General features: G+C 33.5%; 18 protein-coding genes, 2 tRNA genes, 2 rRNA genes and 2 other annotated features. Of the genes, 6 read left to right on the top strand and 16 right to left on the bottom strand.

The annotated features are described in order from the left end of the window. Nucleotides 1-79 precede the first annotated feature (79 nt). From CLORY_RS14190 to CLORY_RS14180, 3 genes are all read left to right on the top strand, one after another. Nucleotides 80-298 (top strand): spore coat protein, encoded by a 219-nt coding sequence (locus tag CLORY_RS14190; RefSeq protein WP_079425592.1) that lies wholly within the window; start codon nt 80-82, stop codon nt 296-298. Nucleotides 299-328: 30 nt separating this feature from the next. Then, on the top strand, nt 329-625 hold the full coding sequence (locus CLORY_RS14185) for a spore coat protein (protein ID WP_079425590.1): 297 nt from the start codon (nt 329-331) through the stop codon (nt 623-625). A gap of 640 nt (nt 626-1,265) precedes the next feature. After that, a complete protein-coding gene (locus CLORY_RS14180) occupies nt 1,266-2,249 on the top strand; it encodes a biotin--[acetyl-CoA-carboxylase] ligase (protein WP_079425588.1) in 984 nt (327 codons plus the stop codon). A gap of 488 nt (nt 2,250-2,737) precedes the next feature. Here the strand turns inward: CLORY_RS14180 and ilvB are convergent, their stop codons facing one another. The 8 genes from ilvB to CLORY_RS14140 all read right to left on the bottom strand — a co-directional run bounded on the left by ilvB (nt 2,738) and on the right by CLORY_RS14140 (nt 10,193). Continuing rightward, nucleotides 2,738-4,414 (bottom strand): biosynthetic-type acetolactate synthase large subunit, encoded by a 1,677-nt coding sequence (gene ilvB, locus CLORY_RS14175; protein WP_079425586.1) that lies wholly within the window; start codon nt 4,412-4,414, stop codon nt 2,738-2,740. Between the two features lie 85 nt (nt 4,415-4,499). Then, nucleotides 4,500-4,736: a binding site (T-box leader), on the bottom strand. Further along, on the bottom strand, nt 4,737-5,741 hold the full coding sequence (gene ilvC, locus CLORY_RS14170; RefSeq protein ID WP_079425583.1) for a ketol-acid reductoisomerase: 1,005 nt from the start codon (nt 5,739-5,741) through the stop codon (nt 4,737-4,739). It lies immediately after the preceding feature. Nucleotides 5,742-5,870: 129 nt separating this feature from the next. Further along, nucleotides 5,871-6,066 (bottom strand) — a binding site (T-box leader). A 106-nt stretch (nt 6,067-6,172) separates the two neighbouring features. After that, nucleotides 6,173-6,697 (bottom strand): GNAT family N-acetyltransferase, encoded by a 525-nt coding sequence (locus tag CLORY_RS14165; RefSeq protein WP_242954423.1) that lies wholly within the window; start codon nt 6,695-6,697, stop codon nt 6,173-6,175. Nucleotides 6,698-6,897: 200 nt separating this feature from the next. After that, on the bottom strand, nt 6,898-7,515 hold the full coding sequence (locus CLORY_RS14160; protein ID WP_079425578.1) for a 3'-5' exonuclease: 618 nt from the start codon (nt 7,513-7,515) through the stop codon (nt 6,898-6,900). 50 nt (nt 7,516-7,565) lie between these two features. Then, the gene (locus CLORY_RS14155) at nt 7,566-8,003 is read right to left on the bottom strand and encodes an ACT domain-containing protein (protein WP_079425576.1); all 438 of its coding nucleotides are present in this window, start codon (nt 8,001-8,003) and stop codon (nt 7,566-7,568) included. 80 nt (nt 8,004-8,083) lie between these two features. Then, nucleotides 8,084-8,488 carry an HNH endonuclease gene (locus CLORY_RS14150; protein WP_079425572.1) on the bottom strand — a complete coding sequence of 135 codons (405 nt, stop codon included), beginning with the start codon at nt 8,486-8,488 and terminating at the stop codon, nt 8,084-8,086. 80 nt (nt 8,489-8,568) lie between these two features. Continuing rightward, entirely contained in the window at nt 8,569-8,895 is a 327-nt protein-coding gene (locus tag CLORY_RS14145; RefSeq protein WP_079425570.1) for a hypothetical protein, read from the bottom strand. Between the two features lie 128 nt (nt 8,896-9,023). Further along, a complete protein-coding gene (locus tag CLORY_RS14140; protein ID WP_079425568.1) occupies nt 9,024-10,193 on the bottom strand; it encodes an alanyl-tRNA editing protein in 1,170 nt (389 codons plus the stop codon). Nucleotides 10,194-10,398: 205 nt separating this feature from the next. Between CLORY_RS14140 and CLORY_RS14135 the strand changes: the two genes are divergently transcribed. Further along, a complete protein-coding gene (locus CLORY_RS14135) occupies nt 10,399-10,647 on the top strand; it encodes a hypothetical protein (RefSeq protein ID WP_079425566.1) in 249 nt (82 codons plus the stop codon). Between the two features lie 206 nt (nt 10,648-10,853). Next, nucleotides 10,854-12,131 (top strand): D-alanyl-D-alanine carboxypeptidase family protein, encoded by a 1,278-nt coding sequence (locus tag CLORY_RS14130; protein ID WP_079425564.1) that lies wholly within the window; start codon nt 10,854-10,856, stop codon nt 12,129-12,131. 65 nt (nt 12,132-12,196) lie between these two features. Here the strand turns inward: CLORY_RS14130 and CLORY_RS14125 are convergent, their stop codons facing one another. From CLORY_RS14125 to CLORY_RS14110, 4 genes are all read right to left on the bottom strand, one after another. After that, nucleotides 12,197-13,012, bottom strand: coding sequence for a tetratricopeptide repeat protein (locus CLORY_RS14125; protein WP_079425562.1), 816 nt, complete (start codon nt 13,010-13,012; stop codon nt 12,197-12,199). Between the two features lie 81 nt (nt 13,013-13,093). Then, on the bottom strand, nt 13,094-13,891 hold the full coding sequence (locus CLORY_RS14120; protein ID WP_207652215.1) for an ABC transporter permease: 798 nt from the start codon (nt 13,889-13,891) through the stop codon (nt 13,094-13,096). Then, nucleotides 13,875-14,645, bottom strand: coding sequence for an ABC transporter ATP-binding protein (locus CLORY_RS14115; protein WP_079425557.1), 771 nt, complete (start codon nt 14,643-14,645; stop codon nt 13,875-13,877). The genes CLORY_RS14120 and CLORY_RS14115 overlap by 17 nt, the downstream gene beginning before the upstream one ends. Before the next feature lie 83 nt (nt 14,646-14,728). After that, nucleotides 14,729-15,748: an ABC transporter substrate-binding protein gene (locus CLORY_RS14110; protein WP_079425555.1), complete on the bottom strand. Its 1,020-nt coding sequence runs from the start codon at nt 15,746-15,748 to the stop codon at nt 14,729-14,731. Nucleotides 15,749-16,481: 733 nt separating this feature from the next. On the opposite strand from CLORY_RS14110, the gene CLORY_RS14105 reads away from it, so the two are divergent. Beyond that, entirely contained in the window at nt 16,482-17,609 is a 1,128-nt protein-coding gene (locus CLORY_RS14105) for an aminopeptidase (protein ID WP_079425553.1), read from the top strand. 443 nt (nt 17,610-18,052) lie between these two features. Here the strand turns inward: CLORY_RS14105 and CLORY_RS23320 are convergent. The 4 genes from CLORY_RS23320 to rrf (CLORY_RS14090) form a co-directional block, all read right to left on the bottom strand. After that, nucleotides 18,053-18,203, bottom strand: a tRNA-Asn gene (locus tag CLORY_RS23320). Nucleotides 18,204-18,442: 239 nt separating this feature from the next. Then, nucleotides 18,443-18,567, bottom strand: a 5S ribosomal RNA gene (gene rrf / locus CLORY_RS14100). Nucleotides 18,568-19,204: 637 nt separating this feature from the next. Beyond that, a tRNA-Asn gene (locus tag CLORY_RS14095) sits at nt 19,205-19,279 on the bottom strand. A gap of 25 nt (nt 19,280-19,304) precedes the next feature. Next, a 5S ribosomal RNA gene (rrf, locus tag CLORY_RS14090) occupies nt 19,305-19,421 on the bottom strand. Between the last annotated feature and the right edge of the window lie 49 nt (nt 19,422-19,470).

Raw genomic sequence — 19,470 nt, 5'->3', positions numbered from 1 at the left:
TATTTCAGAAGAAATTAACAGTATTTTTATCTCCTTTATAGACAGAATATATTTGTAACTATTTTGAGGAGGTGAAATTATGGCACAAAATGGTATAGCACCACACGAAGCATTTGAACTTCATGAAATTCTTACTTTTAAAAACACATGTTTAACAAAATCAGTAACCATGTCTCCACTTGTTTCTGATCAAAAATTAAAGACTCTTATGCAGCAGGATATTACTACAACTGAAGGACACATAAAACAACTGAAGGGATTAATGGAACAATCCATTATGACTGGAAGCAGAATGTAATAAATCTACTAGAGAAAGAAGGTGTAACTAATGAACTCAATAATAGAAAGCATGACTGGAATGGATAAAATGAACGATCAAGTTATAGCTACCGATTTTCTTATAGCTACAAAATCAGGTATAAAGAATTATGCTGTAGCACTTTCTGAGGCTGCTTCTCCAGAAGTTAGAAACACATTAAAAAGACAGTTGGATGATGCAATAAGCATGCATGAGAAAGTAACAGATTATATGATAGATAAAGGCTATTATAAAGCTTATAATCCTGAAGAACAGTTCAGAGCTGATGTTCAAGCAGCTGATACTGCTTTAAATTTAGGAAAATAAAAAAAGAAATGTTGTGGCACTACGGAGATTGATCCGTTCATTAAGCACTTGTAACACAAATTTTATGAAAATTTTCTAATTAGGGTAAACTCGGCTACGCCTCAAACACTACCCAAATCTTAACGAAAATTTGCATAAAATTTGCTGACAATTGCTAAATTCACTCTATATCTCCGTTGGTTAAAGGCCTAAATGGCCTTTAACGGGTTATCTGCGAATGATAATGAGCGTGCTTAGATAACCCCGACTGTAAACATTTCCTATGCCCTGACTCTTAATATTCACAAAATATTCTTATTATACTGCTTCTGTGCTTTCTTATCTTAATTCACAAATTCAAAATATATTACCGTCTCTTTTTAACTTCTTCGTAAACACGCTGTACCGTTTTTTCATTTAGCAACCACCTTTTCTCCTATTTAGTGGTGTATCTTAATTTTGATTAAAAGTTATCTGCCTATACTTAGATTTAAGTTTCCAGAATTTCTTCGATACCTCTTACCTCTTATTTTATATGGAATTAGTGCTGTATTTGACATATATTTTTCATACTCATATAATGAATTTAAGTAGAAAGTACAAAAACTCAAATTGGAGGAATTGCGCTCATTAATATAATCTTGCGCAGCAGTTTTGTAATATGAAAAATAAGATTTTAAAAATGCTAAAAACCAGTGAAGATTACATATCAGGAGAAATAATGTGCCAATCTTTAAATGTAACAAGAGCTTCCATATGGAAGCATATAAGGTCACTTCGCAGCGATGGCTATGTTATCGATTCAGTTTCAAATAAAGGATATAAACTAATTTCTTGTCCAGATTTATTAACAGCTTCAGAAGTAAACCCTTTTTTATCCACAGATTTTATTGGAAGAAGTTATTATTATTTTGATTCTATAGAGTCCACTAATACTAAAGCTAAAGAACTATATAGAGCTGATGCTGCAGATGGCAGTGTTATTGTAAGTGAAGAGCAAACAGCTGGAAGAGGTCGGCTTGGCAGGAGATGGATCTCTCCCAAAAACAAAGGAATATTTGCGTCTATACTATTAAGACCTACAATAGACCCGTTAGAAGCTTATAAATTAACTGTAATAAGTGCTGCAGCAGTGTATAATGCACTCTCATCATTAAATATAAATTCTCTGATAAAATGGCCTAACGATATAATCATTGATAATAAAAAAGTTTGTGGTATTTTAACTGAAATGAGTGCTGAATTAAACTTAATTCATTATATTGTTGTAGGCATCGGAGTTAATGTTAATACTGATCTAAAAGATATACCAGAAGATTTACAATGTAAAGCATCTTCATTAAAGATACAATTTAACCAAACCTTTGACAGGCAAAAACTTTTAGCAGAAATACTTAACCATTTTGAAATTCTATATAAAGAATTTTTATCTACTAATTCAATTAAAAGTTCTGTTGAAATATGTAAAAAGAATTCTGCAATTTTAAACAAAAAGGTAATTCTTATTGAAGGCAAAAAATCAACTGAAGTAACTCCAATTGATATAAATGATGCTGCACATATAATTGTTAGAGATGAAAATAAAAAACTTAGAGAAATTTTATCTGCTGAGATATCCATAAGAACCAGCGAAGGATACGTATAAAAAATGGTTACACCCTATGTCGGCTAGTTCCGCTCGTTAAGCAATTACACCCTTACCTTTATGCGGATTTTCGGATTCCTTACGAGGACGCTTGCGCTCTGACGTCGGAATCTAAACGAAAATCCTGTAAAGCCAAGGGGTAATTGCTAAACTCGCTCCAATGCCTCCGCCGGGTGCAACCATTTTTAATTCCCAGACTCTTAATCTTTACATACTACTTTTATTTTGTTTCTTCTGTTGCCTTCTTCTTTCAATTCACTAACTTCAAAATATATTATCGTTTCTTTTTAATTTCTTCGCAGATATGAAGTAACATTTTTGTATTTAGTGCGAATCACTTTTCTTTTAGTAACAGTATCTTAGAATCATTCTAACTTAGCCAAAACATAAATTCCTAAAGATAAATAAAAATAATTCATAGGAATTCAGCACAGCTGAATTCCCACCTTCACTTTTCTCTTTTCTCTTTACTCTTATTTAGCTCTTTTCTACTCTTCATAAATTATCTGATCAATAGGTGCCCCTGGTGCAACCATCGGCATTACATTATCTTCTTCGTTTATTATACAATCAAGTATGAAAGGTTCATTAAGTGAAAGCGCATATTTTAATGCTTCTTCAACTTCTTGTTCGTTAGTTGCTCGTCTTCCTTTGATTCCATAAGCCTCTCCAAGCTTAACAAAATCAACCTCATCACCGAAAAGAGTGAAAGATAACCTTCCATCATTAAACATATTCTGCCATTGTCTAACCATTCCTAGTGCATGATTGTTAAAAACTACTTGGATAACTGGACGCTTATATCTAGATAAAGTAGCCAACTCGTTGCAGTTCATTTTAAAACTTCCATCACCAGCAATATTAACTACTTTTCTATCTGGATTTCCATAGGTAGCTCCGATAGCTGCTCCAAGTCCGTATCCCATAGTACCCATTCCCCCTGAAGAAATAAAGGTTCTTGGATATTTATAGTTAAAATATTGGCATGCCCATATCTGATGCTGTCCAACTTCTGTGGTTACAGTGACATTACCTTCAGTAAGCTCACATACCTTGTTTATAATATATTTAGGACTTAAGTTTATGAAATTCTTATGCAGTGGATATTCCTTCTCCCATTCATTAACCTTTTCATTCCAATCATCCGCTGCACGTTCTTCAATCTTAGGAATTAACTTTGTAAGCACTTCCTTAACGTCACCTATTATCGGTGCATCCACTCTGACATTTTTCCTAATTTCCTTAGGGTCTATATCTACATGGATAATCTTAGCGTTAGGAGCAAAACTCTGAACATGACTTGCAACTCTATCACTGAACCTAACACCTAATGATATCAGAAGATCACAGTTCGTTACCCCTAAATTTGAAGCATGAGAACCATGCATACCTACCATACCTGTAAATAGTTTATGATCATTTGGAAAAGAACCTGTGCCCATCATTGTTGTAGTAGTAGGTGCATTTATCTTCTCTGCTAACTGAATAAGTTCATTGTGAGCTTCTGCTATTATTATGCCCCCTCCGGCATATATCATAGGCTTTTTACTGCTGTTTATAAGTTTTACTGCAGCATCGATATCGTCTTCGTTAATTGCAGCTGGTTTATCCTGTTGCTCAAATCTGTCTCTATATTTAAGTCCTTCACCATTATATTCTATAAATGAGACTTGCAAATCCTTAGGAATATCAATTAGTACCGGACCCGGTCTTCCTGCTTTAGCTATGAAAAATGCCTCTGCAATAGCCTGTGGTATTTCCTCTATTGTTTTAACAAGATAGTTCTTCTTTGTAATTGCCTTTGTTATGCTAATTATATTAACCTCCTGAAAAGAATCCTTTCCAAGACTGCTTCTTGGGACCTGTCCTGTTATAACAACCATTGGAACTGAATCTGCAAAAGCCGTAGCAATACCAGTTACAGTATTTGTAGCGCCAGGACCTGAAGTTGCAAATACAACACCCGTCTTTCCTGATGCTCTTGCATATCCATCTGCAGCATGAGATGCCCCCTGCTCATGTGCTACAAGAATGTGGTTTATTTCTTTTTCATAATAAAGAGCATCATATAAAGGAATAACCTGCCCTCCAGGATATCCAAATACAGTATCTACTCCCTGTTCTTTAAGACACTGCAAAATTAATTGAGCACCGTTTAATTTCAATCAAATCACCCCAAATAATATTTTAAAATCAGATAAAATTGAACATCCAAAGCCGATGTTCCAAATAAAAAAATCCTTCGTTCCATAAAGGGACGAAGGATATCTCGTGGTACCACCCTAATTCTCTGTGTCCTAAAACAACAGACTCTTAGCTGCAGCAATAAGTGCTGCTTCATTCTAACGGATGTACCGTATATACTTACTAAAGTTCAGTATATAAGCTCAGAAACGATCTTCAGTTTCCTTAGGACATCGGTTTCCACCAATTTCCGACTCTCTTTAGTCCTATTCAGAAACTTACTCTTTTCTTCACAGCTTAATATTAATCTAATTTAGCATCCTTTAACCAAGACATCATTCCTCTAAGTTCTTTACCTACTTTTTCAACTGGATGCTGACTTTCTGCCTTTCTTGTAGCGTTGAAGAATGGTCTTCCTACCTGATTCTCAAGAAGCCAGTTCTTAGCAAAAGTACCATTCTGAATCTCTGTAAGAACTTTCTTCATTTCTTTCTTTGTTTCTTCAGTAACTATTCTGTTTCCAACAACATAATCACCATACTCTGCAGTATCGCTGATTGAATATCTCATCATGCTAAGGCCACCCTGGTTTATAAGATCAACAATGAGTTTCATCTCATGCATACATTCGAAATATGCACTTTCTGGTTCATATCCAGCTTCTACTAAAGTTTCGAAACCAGCTTTCATTAAAGCTGATACTCCACCGCATAGAACTGCTTGTTCTCCGAATAAATCAGTCTCTGTTTCATCCTTAAATGTAGTTCTTAGAACTCCAGCTCTTGTTCCACCGATACCTTTTGCATATGCAAGTCCGATATCGTTAGCTTTGCCTGTATAATCCTGATATACAGCTATAAGACAAGGAACTCCGCCGCCTTCTGTATATTGTCTTCTAACCATATGACCAGGTCCCTTAGGTGCAATCATAAATACGTCTATGTTCTTTGGTGGTACTATCTGACCAAAATGTATGTTAAATCCATGAGCAAATGCAAGTGCTTTTCCTTCGGTTAAGTTTGGAGCTATCTCTTCTCTATAAACCTTAGCCTGCTTCTCGTCTGGTATCAAAATCATTATTACATCTGATGCTTTTACAGCTTCAGGTACAGTTGAAACCTTAAGTCCTGCCTCTTCAGCAATTTTCCATGATTTGCTACCTTCATATAAAGCTACAGTAACATCAACACCACTTTCTTTAAGATTAAGTGCGTGAGCATGACCTTGACTTCCATAACCAACTATTGTAACTTTTTTGCCCTTTAACACATCTAAATTTGCGTCCCCATCATAATACAATTTTGCCATAATAATAATTTCCCCCTCTTCATTTATTGAGATATTAGTAACACGATATATTTGTATAAATATACCGTTTTATTAAACATTATTAAAAAGCCCCAATTTTAAATATACAAAAAAACAGTCCTTCATCCCATACGGGGCGAAGACTGTCGCGGTACCACCCAATTTATCACTCATAACATAACGGCATTTAACCGGCAAGGCTTAATAAAATTTTCAGCCTGCAACTCTGAGGTGATTTTCGTCATGCATCACAATGTGAGCTTTCACCTAACCTCACTCTCTTTCAATGCTTAAGCATGCTACTCGTCCTCTTCAACATTTTTTGATATTGAATACAATTTACCACTATTTTATTCTTATGTCAATACAGTTTAAGAAATTTGTTTTATATTGAGTATGCATAATTATTAATTGAACTAGAAAACCTAAAATCAAATAGCATATAATCCATATATCTTATTTTCTTTATATGAACCTTCTTCATACGATTTACATAGAAGCGCTCTTATATATCCTCTCTCCTTGCTTGTAGAATCTATATAGAAGCCTCTTCCGTAATAAAATCTTACTAGAGAAAGTATTTTTGAGGCAGTATGGAGATATAACTTACTAACCTGTTTATCTCTCATAAGGTTATCAACATAATCCATTAAAACTCTTCCTATACCCTGGCTTTGATTCTCTACAGCTACACCAAATCTACTTAAATAAGCAGTTCCATCCTGCATTACTTCAATTCTTACGCTGCCCACAACGACTCCATCCAGCTCCGCCACAAGAAATTCCTTAGTTTTAATGTCACTTAATATATCCTCTGCGGTTTCCTTTAACGCAGGTGGAATTCCGATAGTTCCTGAACATTCGGCGTACATTTGAAAAGCTTCCCTGGTTATTTTCTGAATAACTAGAACATCATCCGTGACAGCTTTTCTAACAGTTATAAGTTTATTATCCACGTCCATACCCCCATAAACATTGCCTACTCATAATTATTAATTACATATGTATAATTATACAACAATAATCCTTTTTTTCAATATTTCTTGAAAAAAAAATAACGAGCAACCTTCAGGTATGCTCGTGTAAATTTAAATGTACCTTAAATACCTATCTAAACAGAAGTGTTTTTTCGATTACTGCATTATTATACATCTTTTTAATTACTTTTCATAGACTTATTTGTAAAAAAATTTTTGGGTATATATCCTTTTTTTATTCCTTCAGTCACAATAAGATATGTAGCCGCAGTATCAAATCTTGCATCGTGATAGTTACCTGATTCCCCGAAAAATTTATTACTTGAATCAATTATATGTTTCTCATCTATGGCAAGAAATTTTACTACTTCCTCCAACTTAGGATTCTTTATCTCTCCGCGTCCATTCACTATCTTACATATGTTTTTATAATACATCATAGTACAGAAAATCTGTTTGATATTAAGCTCCTCACCACAGCCTTCCAATTCATGAGTAAGAAAATTTATATCAAATTTAACATTATGCCCTATTAAAAAATCTGCATTATTAAAATCTTCGTGAATCTCTTCCATACGGTCTTCAAAGTACTTTCCTTCACTAAGTTCATAAAGCATTTCCTCTGAAAACCCATTTACTTCAGCTGCCGAAGGTTCTATATATTCAACTGTAAAAAACATATTTTTAGCCTGCACACTGTTCCTGCCGTTTTCTCTGTCAACTATGATATAGCTTAGCTGGCATATGCTTCCTGGCCTTATTCCGGTAGTCTCAGTATCAAAAAATATCATTCTCATAAGTCATTCTCCTTAGCTATATAAGCACATAAATTCATTGTGCATATGCATTATTCTACAGCAACTAAATCCACCCTAATTATGTTATTAAGTTCACTTAGTATATCGATAAGATCGTTAATATCAATTTTTAAACGTGATACGTCTAGGGTTATATTTATATATGCTGCACCATTAATTGGTATATCTTGATTAATAGTATATATGTTTCCTCCATGTTTAGCTATATTATCAAGAATATCTGATAAAGTCCCTGCCTTGTCAATAATTACAATAGAAATAGTAGCCTTTTGCCCCTTCATTCCTTCCTTAAGAGCAAAAACATTATCTCTGTATTTATAAAATGTACTTCTGCTTAGCCCCACAATTTTAACAGCTTCCGTTACATCCTTTACCCTGTTTGTTCTTATCATCTCTTTTACTTCTACAACCTTTTTATAAACATCCGGTAATACTTGAGAATTTATAACTAGATATTCAAACTTCAATGAATTCCCCCCCAATATTAGTATAAACTAAAGAGTATGCGGCGCAAAAATGTGTGCATACTCTTTTATAATACCAAACTCTAAGCAAAATTATAGTTCGGTATGAATTCATAATAGTGCTCTAACATAATTTCATTATATAATTTCTTACCCATCAATATAAAGATAATGTCTTCTGTTTTATATCCTTCTTTATATAGCTTATAATTTTTGAAATGCCTTTTAAGTTTATTCATACTGATACCTAAGATAGACGAAAGTTTATTTAGAGTGTAATATTTTTGATTAAGAGTAGCTTCTAATTTTTTCTGCAATTCCAGCTTATATCTTAAATCCGTTTCCTTGCACCTATGGGGTCCCCTAACCCCTCTATGATGTTCAGAACACAAATATTTAATATTAAAAGCACTATCAAGTCCGCCTTCACATCTATGAACTATATGGTGCTTGTCAGCTTCCTTACCACAAATTTCACATCTAAACAATAAATCTCCTCCTATAAATTTTATATGAAATATAATATAAAACTACAATAGAAAATTCACACTTAAAGACATTGTCATAATTATTTTTTTATCAAATTTTTAGTCACACTTATATCGATTATTTCACTCTGAAATGCCTTTAAAAGTGCTTTTTCAAGTACCTTTTCCTTATCGAAATTAGCTACATCAGAACATACTGCAAAAACCTTATGCTCTTGACCATATAAGTTTCTATAAGTTAACGTAACATTAGGCTTATCATACTCTACCTTAACTATTTTAAGAGCCCAAGATATACTTGCTATATCATCTTCAATCTTAAGAGCTGTTTTCTCTTTTAGAACCTGCTTTTCCTTATCTGGATTTTCAACTATTATTAATTCGTCTCCTACTTTGTATTTACTCATTATAACATCTCCCCGCAAAAATTAATATAAATATCTAGACATGACAGTGATGCACCGTCTTATTTACCTATCTAAAGTTTAATACTCTTATGATATAATTGCAACATTATAGACTATTTTAAGATCTATTATTTTATACAGGGTTTAATTTTCTCTTCTATAAAATCTTGGAGCTTACTTTCATCCTCAAATACAGCTTGAGCTCTTTTAGGATTTCCGCCTCCTTTTCCTCCAAAATCTTTTATGCTGCCTTTAAAAATACTTCCTATATTTATATCATATGCAGATGTATTCATAACAAGTAACTTTTTATACATTTTTGAAGCTAAAATAATAAATAATTCTTTTTTAGAAAGTTCTTCACATATATTTTCTAACTCGTCGAAACTTTTATTTTCATATATCATACATATAACATTATTCTCAGAATTTGAAAATAATCTTTCAGCCTCGCCGATGGCTTCCTTCTTCTTGTATTCAGAGATAATTTTATTAAGATTCTTAATTTCCTCCACTTGCTGATTGACTTTATTCATTATCTCAGTTTCCTTGATAGATAATGTTCTCGACACTTCAGTTATTATGCTGTGATCTGAACTATACTCTTCAAGAGCCCTACTTCCGCACTTAAAATAAACTCTTGTCATTCCCTTATATCTTTCAGTTTTAGTGATTTTTATTATGCCTATCTCTCCAGTATATTTTACATGAGTGCCACAGCAAGCACAACAATCAGCATCTTCCATTTTTACAATTCTCACATTTTCTTTTCCAGTTACTCTCTTCCTAAGCGGAAGCTTCTCACTCTCCTCAGGTGTCACAAAGAAGACTGAAACTTCTAGATTTGAATATATGTTTTTATTAACCTCAAGTTCAACCTTTCTTATCTGCTCATCACTTATCGACTCTAAACTAAGATCCAAGCTTACATACTCTTCCCCCATATGAAAGCCTTGGCTTAACGTATTATAAAATTTATTAAACGCTGCTGCTAAAAGATGCTCGCCGGAATGCTGCTGCATATGGTCAAATCTTCTCTTAAAATCTATTTTACATAACACTTTTTCATTTTGAGGAATTTTGTCTACTACATGATATATGTCTTCTCCTTCCTCAAATACCTCAGTAACAATACAATCATCTATCGTTCCAATATCATATGGTTGTCCTCCACCCTCTGGATAGAATATTGTTTCATCCAAGAGTACTACATTTTTTCCATTCTTCTGCCCTGAAAATAATACTGTAGCCTCAGCCTCTTTTAGATATACATCATCGTAAAAAAGTTTCTTTGTCATGCGATTTTCCTCCGTTCATAGAATTTATATATAAGTATACCATACATTGCTAAGCATTATCCAAAAGTTATCCACAATTGGCAAAATACATAAATGACTATGTCTTAACTCCTAATATTCACAAAAATATTCGAACAATATATAATATACACTGTAATACAAATAATGGTTTACGCATTAAACAATATAGGAGATGGTAGTCTTTATGAAAAATTCTATTACTACTAATATATATTATTATGTTAAGAAGTTCTTCCATGAAAAGTCAACTAATTATATGTCATTGGATATGATATATTTGATTAGAGACACCCACTATGATGATGATTATTGCATAATTAGTAACAATAAAAAACTTAGAACATACGAAATATCAAATAAAGCTTGGTGGACAGCCTCTTCATCCCCATTATACATTTCTAATGCTCAATTCCTCATTTATCCAGTCTTATAATATTGTGAATAAGAAATTAAAATGTTATACTATATGATATGTTTTGCCACGCTATTCAAGTTTTTACGTATAGTTTAGTGGGTAATGTCACATATGCGTTTATAACAGTTAAACTTTGGTTTATAAATTTATCCAATGCTATTATAATACTGTTACTACATTAAGTACCTACAAAATAAAAGTCTATAGTAGAGAGGAAAATTATAATGAAAAAACTAAAAAAAATACTACTTTTTGCTTTAACATTTTCGTTAACTACTGCTGTTGCTCCGCTTACAACTGTAAAAGCTCAAGAAACTCCGCCGCAGATTTATGGTAAAGCAGGAATAACTATTGATGCTAAGACCGGAGAGATTATATACGCAAATAACATAGATAACAAAATGTATCCAGCCAGCATAACAAAGGTTATGACTGCACTGCTTTTAGCTAAAAATAAATCTAAAACCGATACGATTAAATACACTGAAGAAGCTAAGAAGCAGCCAGCTGATGCATTAAGTACGAACATATTCCGTAATATTAAAGTTGGAGATACTCTATCTGGTGAAGATACAATGACATCACTGCTTTTGTTCTCGGCTAATGACGCCGCTTATATGGTTGCAGATGCGGTTGGAGGAAGTTCTGATAAATTTGTAGGTATGATGAACTCAGAAGCCAAGAAATTGAAAATGAAAAATACTCATTTTGTTACAGCTAATGGGCTTCACAATCCAGAACATTACACTACACCTTATGATTTAACTATCCTAGGCAGAGCTGCTTATAAAAACTCATGGGTACGTGAGGTAATGGGAATGAAAACTGCCAGCATTACTTTATCAAATAAGACGCCTGCAAATATAGAAAACAGAAATAAACTCGTAGGTACGAATGGCTGTGTCGGAGGAAAAACTGGCTATACATCACCTGCAGGTAGATGTCTCATGGCTGTGTTTAACAGAAATGGCAGGGTCATTGTAGGTGTTGTTATGAAATCTTTATACAATTCTGATGATACTGCAGTATTTCAAGATATGAAAAAAATAGTGGACTGGAGCTACGCTACGAAAAAAACTGTTGCTATTTCTAACGGTACAGTAGTGGCTAAGAAAACTATTAGTTACAAACCTCTTAGATTCTTCGGTCCTACAAAAACTGTAAAAGTACCAATAGTAATAAAACAAGATGTAAGCTACTACGACAATTATATTAACAAAAAAGAACTTAAGAAAAATGTATCTATATCAAACATAAGTGCTTGGAACTTATCAAATACAGAAAAAGTTGGAACTCTTGCTGTCTCTCAAAGAGAGTATAAAACAAACTATGCTTTGTATCCAACTTTATCTTCAAAAGATATATTATCTAAAGATAGACCTCTATTGATAGGAGCCATAGTTGGTGTTTCCGTATGTGCTGTAATTTTGCTTCTTGTTATAGTATTAATAGTAAAAGGTATAGCTTCACGTGGAAGAAGAGGTAAAAACAAATACTATTAAAATTAAGAAAGACGTTAATAAAATCTATAATATTATGTAAACAAAGAAGACAGCTTATATTTCATCTATAAGCTGTCTTCTTCTGTTGCTTGTATAGCTTCTTTTACAATGTTATGATTTACTTCACTAAGATAATTTTCTTTGAACTCTAAAGCTTTATTCAAATTTGTTAGTGCCTCTTCTCTTCTACCAAGCTTTGAAAGTACTAGCCCATAATGGTAGTATGCCTCTATAAATTTAGCATTGTCGTTTACTAGTGCTTCATATATTTCATTAGCTTTATCATATTGTCCCATATAGTAATAGGTTTCTCCTAGATTATCACAAATTGTTTTACTTGAACTATTGTATTTATAGGCTTCTTCATTAATTTGCAATGCTCTATCATAATTCTTACTAAGGACAAGTAAATAACCTAGATTCTCGTATAGCGTTGTACACTTAAATTCTTTATAAACCTGCTCTAAAATATCTACAGCCTCATTAAGATTGCCCTTTTTCCATTTTACAAGAGCTGAAGTCATCTCTACACTATACTTAACATTCTCTTTTAATTTTTTCTGCTTCATTTTATTGAGCATTTCTTCTGCTTCATCCAAATACTTATTTTTAAGAAGAAGAAAAGCATATGAGTGTCTGATATCATCTGGACAGCTTCCAATATCACTAGCTTTTTTAAAATATATCATTGCTTCTGTGTACTTTCCAGCAGTGTAATACTTACTTGCTTTAATATAATATATAAGATATCTATAGTGCAAAAGTGAAAAAACAAGTATGGCAGCTATTAACAAAAGTCCAACAATCATATTAATTCTAAAGATCAGGTAAAGTATAAACACTGGAATAATAAACTTAAGTACTTTTAAAATCTTAATCATAAATACCCCCCGCAAATCCCGGAATCACATAAAGATTCCAATCTCTTTCTTGAGGTATTCTAACACTTTTACTTCCTTTTATCAATATATTCTATTCAATTTCTTTTCAAGCAAAGCCACAAGCATATACATTGCAAATGCAAGTATAGACAAAATCACTATACTCATCATAACCATGTCCAGCTGTGAAATCTGTCCTCCATATACAATTAGAAAGCCTAAGCCCTCCTTTGCTACAAGGAATTCTCCCATTATAACTCCTACCCAAGAAAGTCCAACGTTAATTTTGAGAGCAGATATTATGTTTCCTATTGAAGCTGGTACTATAAGCTTCATTAATATCTGAAATTTAGTTGCCCCAAAAGTTTTTAGCAACTTAATCTTATCTTCATCTACATCTTTAAAGCCTGAAAATACGCTTATAATCGTAGTGATAATAGATATAAGCACGGCTATGGTTATAATAGATTTGATACCATTTCCCATCCAAAATATTATTATTGGAGCAAGAGCTACCTTAGGAAGAGCATTTAATACCACAAGATATGGATCTGCTACCTTTGCCGCAAAACTGGACCACCAGAGGAGCATGGCTATAAATGATCCAAGCAATGTGCTAATCAAAAATCCGACAACTGTTTCATAACAAGTAATAAAAATATGCTTAAACAAAGTTCCTTCACCATATATCACTATTAGATTCTTAACCATCCTTGATGGTGTACTTGTAATAAATGGATCTATAATCTTTAAATCACCAAGTACTTCCCAAATTCCTATAAAAAGAATGAGAATAAACCACTGAGCAAAAATAATCTTTCTTTTCCTTTTTTTTAATGATGCTATATAGTTTCTTTGTTCCTCACTCTCTGTCATCAAATTCAAGCTCCTTCCATATTGAATTAAAATACAATCTAAATTCTGGTGCTTCTCTTCTAGACAGTGGCGTTGAATACTTATTTTCAAAAGAAATATCTATTATTTTTTTTATTTTGGCCGGTCTGCTTGATAATATAACAACCTTAGAGCTTGTAGAAATAGCTTCTGATATATCATGTGTAACCATTACAGCTGTTTTACCTTCATGCTTTATGATCTTATATATCTCGTTACTTACATTTAGCCTTGTCTGATAATCCAGCGCAGAAAATGGTTCATCTAATAACAATACTTCCGGTTCCATTGCCAATGTCCTTATTAGTGCAACTCTTTGTCTCATACCACCAGATAATTCTGAAGGTTTATGATTTCTAAAATCCCACAATCCATAATTCTTAAGAAGTACATCTAACTTTTCCATGTTTTCCTTGTTCAAATTATGGGAGATTCTTAATCCTAAAGCCACATTCTGCCAAACGTTAAGCCATTGAAACAAGTTGTCATTCTGAAACATATATCCTAGCTTATCACAATGTCCACTAACCTTCACATTTTCTATAAATACCTCACCCTGAGATGGCTTTTGAAGTCCTGAAATTATATTTAAAAGAGTCGATTTCCCACATCCAGATGGCCCTACTATACTGATAAACTCTCCTTTTTCAACTTTAATATTTATATTCTCTAGAGCTCTTGTTTCACCTAATTTAGAATGGTAATTCATATATATATTCTTCAATTCCAGCATATTCATGGCATTAACTCCTTTATACAGATATGCCTATACACAGAGATATAGTATACCTCTGTGCATATCATTAATGACTATTCATATAATTACTTAACAGTCTCTATTGCCTTATTTGCAAAACTTGTATTAACTATCTTGTTAAATTCAGGTCTTTCCTTAATAAGATCAGCCTTATAAGACTGTATTATATCCATAAGTCTATTTAAATCATTTTCCTTTAATACTGGTGTTTTAGCATAAGCATTTATCTTTCTGTAATTTTCTACTGAAGCTGCAAGCAAACTTGCATCTGTTCCAGGGAAAAAGCTTTTTATTGTATTAGCTATTTCTCTGTTACTATTTTTTTGTACCCACAATTGTCCCTCATAAATAGCCTTAGTAAATCTTAATATCGTATCTTTATTATTTTGTATATATGATTTAGTTGCAAAGTAACAGGTATATGGTATAACCCCTGCAGCCTGTCCTACTGAAGCTACAATAGCGCCTGAATTGTCTTTTTCCAATATAGTTCCTGAAGGTTCAAAAAGAGTTACATAGTCTCCGGTACCGCTTTTAAATGCACCTGCTGTAGCTGTTAATGCAAGATTGGTAATAATTTTAACATTGTTTCCTGGAGTAAGTCCATGGTTTCTAAGTACATATTCAAGAGCCATTTCCGGAACACCACCTGGACGGCCGCCGATAACAGTTTTTCCTTTAAGATTCTCCCATTTAAAATTTTCTTTATTTCTTCCAACTAAAAAAGCACCATCTCTTTGAGTCAATTGTGCAAATAATACAGGATTGTCTTCTCTTTTCTGATTATAGATATATATAGTTTGCTCAGGTCCACAAAAACCTACATCAGCACTTTTACTTATAACCTGCTGCATAGTTTTATCTGCCCCGCTGCCTGTTGAAAGTTCAATATTGATACCCTGTTTTTTAAAGAAACCTTTATTTATAGCTACATACATCGGTGCATAAAACACAGATCTTGTTACTTCATTTAATCTTACTTTCTTAAGGTTGGCATTTTTACTCTTACTGCACCCCGACATTGAAATTAAAGAAACAGAAGCAATTAATATTGCAGAGACCAGCTTAGCAATATATCTTTTCATGAGTCCTCCATGATTAATTAATACACTGTATAATATGATTCAGCAGAATAATTGTTAATTGTTTTCGAGCAACCTAAAAAAATATATAATCTTTTTCAATTGTAATAGTTTTCACTTTTTTGTCATGTTATGAAAACAATTTCTCTATAAAAGTCACAATTTTTTTGTATACTTTTATAAATGCTCCTTCTAAACAGCTATTTGCCTAGGTTTCCTGTGGTATAACTTTTTCTTTGCTGTTCAATCACCTATTTTGTTTACAATTTGTTTTCAATTTATCTATAACATATTAACAACTATTATGTAAAATAAAATAGAACTTTTCATAAAATCCCTTTAATTTATGTAAACAGCAGGTGATATCATTTGCTGTTTATTTTTTTTAGTCTCTAGGAATTTATGCTTTTTGCCAATTTGGGATAACTTTTAATCGATATGTAAAGATTAAGAATCAGGGCCTAAAAAAGATTACATCCAAAGTCGGCATTTGGAGTGAATTTAGCAATTACCCATGTCTTTTAGGTAAATTTCCGTTAAGATGGTGAATTGTCTGAGGCACAGCCGAGTTATGAGCCATTAGGAAATTTGCCTAAAAGATGTGGTGTAATTGCTTAATGAGCGGAACTAGCCTACGTAGGATGTAATCTTTTTTATCTATGTGTACTAAATTAGGCACATAGATTATAATGGATTTGTTAAAATAAATAATTTTAAAAAGGGAGGAAAATAAAAAATGAAAGATCAAAGGTTGAATAAACTGGCAAAGTTATTAGTAACCTACTCAACTAAAGTACAGAAAGGTGATTTCGTTTATGTAAGCTGTGACGAAGTAGCATCTCCTTGGATGGCAGCAGTTGTTGAAGAAGCTGTTAAAGCTGGAGCACATGTTGAAACAGCTCTTTCTTCAGAAGCAGTTCAGGAAGCTATATTAAAATATAGTACAGAAGAACAATTGAAAGAAAGCCTTCTTATTCCCGAAACTGTACTAAAAAGAGCTGATGTATGGTTAAGTGCCTGGGCAAACAGAAATACAAGATATCTATCAAACATACCTGGCAGTAAATTAAAAGCAAGATCCCTAGGTGCAACAAGCTGGAGAAAGTATTATTCATCAAGAATGGGTGATGGAAGTTTAAGATGGTGTGGTACACAATTCCCAACTAACGCAGATGCTCAAGAAGCTTCTATGAGTCTCAGCGACTATGAGGATTTCGTATATGGTGCTGGACATCTTGATTGCGATGATCCCGTAGCGGAATGGGAAAAAATTAGTGCACAGCAGGAAAGATGGGTAAAATATCTAGATACTAAAAAAATGATACATATACTTTCTCAGGGAACTGACATAAAAGTTGACGTAACAAATAGAAAGTGGATAAATTGTGATGGAAAAGAAAATTTTCCCGACGGAGAAATTTTCACTTCTCCTGTAGATAATAATATTAATGGACATATAACATTCAGTTTTCCAGGTATATATATGGGAAAAGAAATTGAAGGCATCAGTTTAGAAGTTAAAGATGGTTTGGTCGTTAATGCAACCGCTAAAAAAGGCGAAGAACTTTTAAAATCTTTGTTATCCACAGATGATGGTTCAAAACGTTTCGGTGAGGTAGCCATAGGAACAAACTATGGCATAAAAAATTTCACTAGGAACATGCTATTCGATGAAAAAATAGGTGGTACAGTACATATGGCTCTAGGTGATTCTATGCCTGAAGCAGGTGGTAAAAACAAGTCTACTATTCACTGGGATATGCTTTGTGATATGAGAAATGGCGGAAAGATATATGCGGATGACGAATTATTCTATGAAAACGGTGAGTTTATTCAAGACATACTAACAAAATACGGACTATAAATATAAAAAAGGGTTACAACCTATGTCGGCTAATTCCGCTGCGTTAAGCAATTTCACCGCATCTTTTAGTCAAATTTCCTAATGACTCATAACTCGGCTGCGCCTCAAACAATTCGCCATCTTAACGGAAATTTGCCTAAAAGACACGGATAATTGCTAAACTCACTCCAAATGCCTCCGTCGGATGTAACCATTTTTAATGCCCTAACTCTTAATGTTAACAAAATACTTTTATTTTATTAATTCTATTGTCTTTCTATCTTAATTCACTAACTTCAAAGTATATTACCATTTCTTTATTTAATGATTATCTTTCTTACCTTAACAAAAGTATATCTTAACATTATCCACAGCTGACAAAATACATAAATTCCCAAGGAGTAAAAAAATAAACCCAGATAATCTGAGTTCTTCAAAAAACTTTTTATTTCATTATAAAAAAATGGCTCCGCAAAGAGGGCTCGGCCTACGGCCGGGGCTACCTAAATGCTGCTCATTACCACTTGCAAGGTAGCCCGTAAAAGGTCATTTAGACCTTTTACCCTCCAACCTATCGGTTAACAGCCGAGTGCTCCACCATTGAGCTATCGCGGAATACATTTTGTTTGCCTTAAAGGCAACCTGGCAACGTTCTACTCTCCCACCTAGGCAAAAGGTTGATAACCTTTTGCGGGTAGCCTTGCCTGCGGCAGCTGACTGTTCTAGGCTACCCAGTACGGGCCAGACGGAAGATTAATAATCTTCCGCGGGCAGATCATCCGACGGCAGGAGGATATCTTTATCTGACCAGTTGTATGGCAGGGATAATTATACGTCGTAAAATATCAAAGTAATCACTATAAAACCAAGTATTGTTATAAGAAAAAAAATTTCCACAAAGCCATACCATGGCGATGTAGAGCTTAACCTTCGTGTTCGGTATGGGTACGAGTGTAACATTTACTCTATAGTCATGTCGTACTCGTTTTGTAAAACCACACTGTATGTTATCCTAGAAAATCTACTTGTAGATTTTCGCGGAATTTATTCTCTTGATATAAAAAAGAAAATGTTGTGGCACTACGGAGATTGACCCGTTCACTAAGCACTTGTAACACAAATTTTATGCAAATTTTCTAATTAGGGTAAACTCGGCTACGCCTCAAACACTGCCCTAATCTTAACGAAAATTTACATAAAATTTGCTAACAATTGCTAAGTTCACTCTATATCTCCGTTGGTTAAAGGCCTAAATGGCCTTTAACGGGTTATCTGCGAATGATAATGAGCGTGCTTAGATAACCCCGACTGTAAACATTTCCTATGCCCTGACTCTTAATATTAACAAAATGCTTTTATTATACTGCTTCTGTTGCCTTCTTATCTTAATTCTCTAATTTCAAAATATTTTACTGTTTCTTTTTTACTTCTTCGTAAAACACGCTGTACCATTTTTTCATTTAGTGACCACCTTTTCTCCTATTTAGTGGTGTATCTTTATATTAATTAAAAGTTATCCACAATTGGCAAAATACATAAATTCCTAAAGAGTAAAAAAAATAAACCCAGATAACCTGAGTTCTTCCAAAAACTTTTATATTTCTTTATAAAAAAAATGGCTCCGCGAAGAGGGCTCGAACCTCCAACCTATCGGTTAACAGCCGAGTGCTCCACCATTGAGCTATCGCGGAATACATTTTGTTTGCCTTAAAGGCAACCTGGCAACATCCTACTCTCCCACCCAGCTTCCCGGGCAGTACCATGGGCGATGTAGAGCTTAACCTTCGTGTTCGGTATGGGAACGGGTGTAACATCTACTCCATCATTACCAGATAGTCGTTTTGTGATAACCTTCGCATTACTGCGTCAACTCCGTCGCTGT

The organism is Clostridium oryzae, from assembly GCF_002029235.1.
In the GTDB taxonomy this organism is placed as follows: domain Bacteria; phylum Bacillota; class Clostridia; order Clostridiales; family Clostridiaceae; genus Clostridium_AE; species Clostridium_AE oryzae.
Note: the sequence above shows the minus strand (reverse complement) of the source record. Positions and strands in the feature narration are given on the sequence as shown.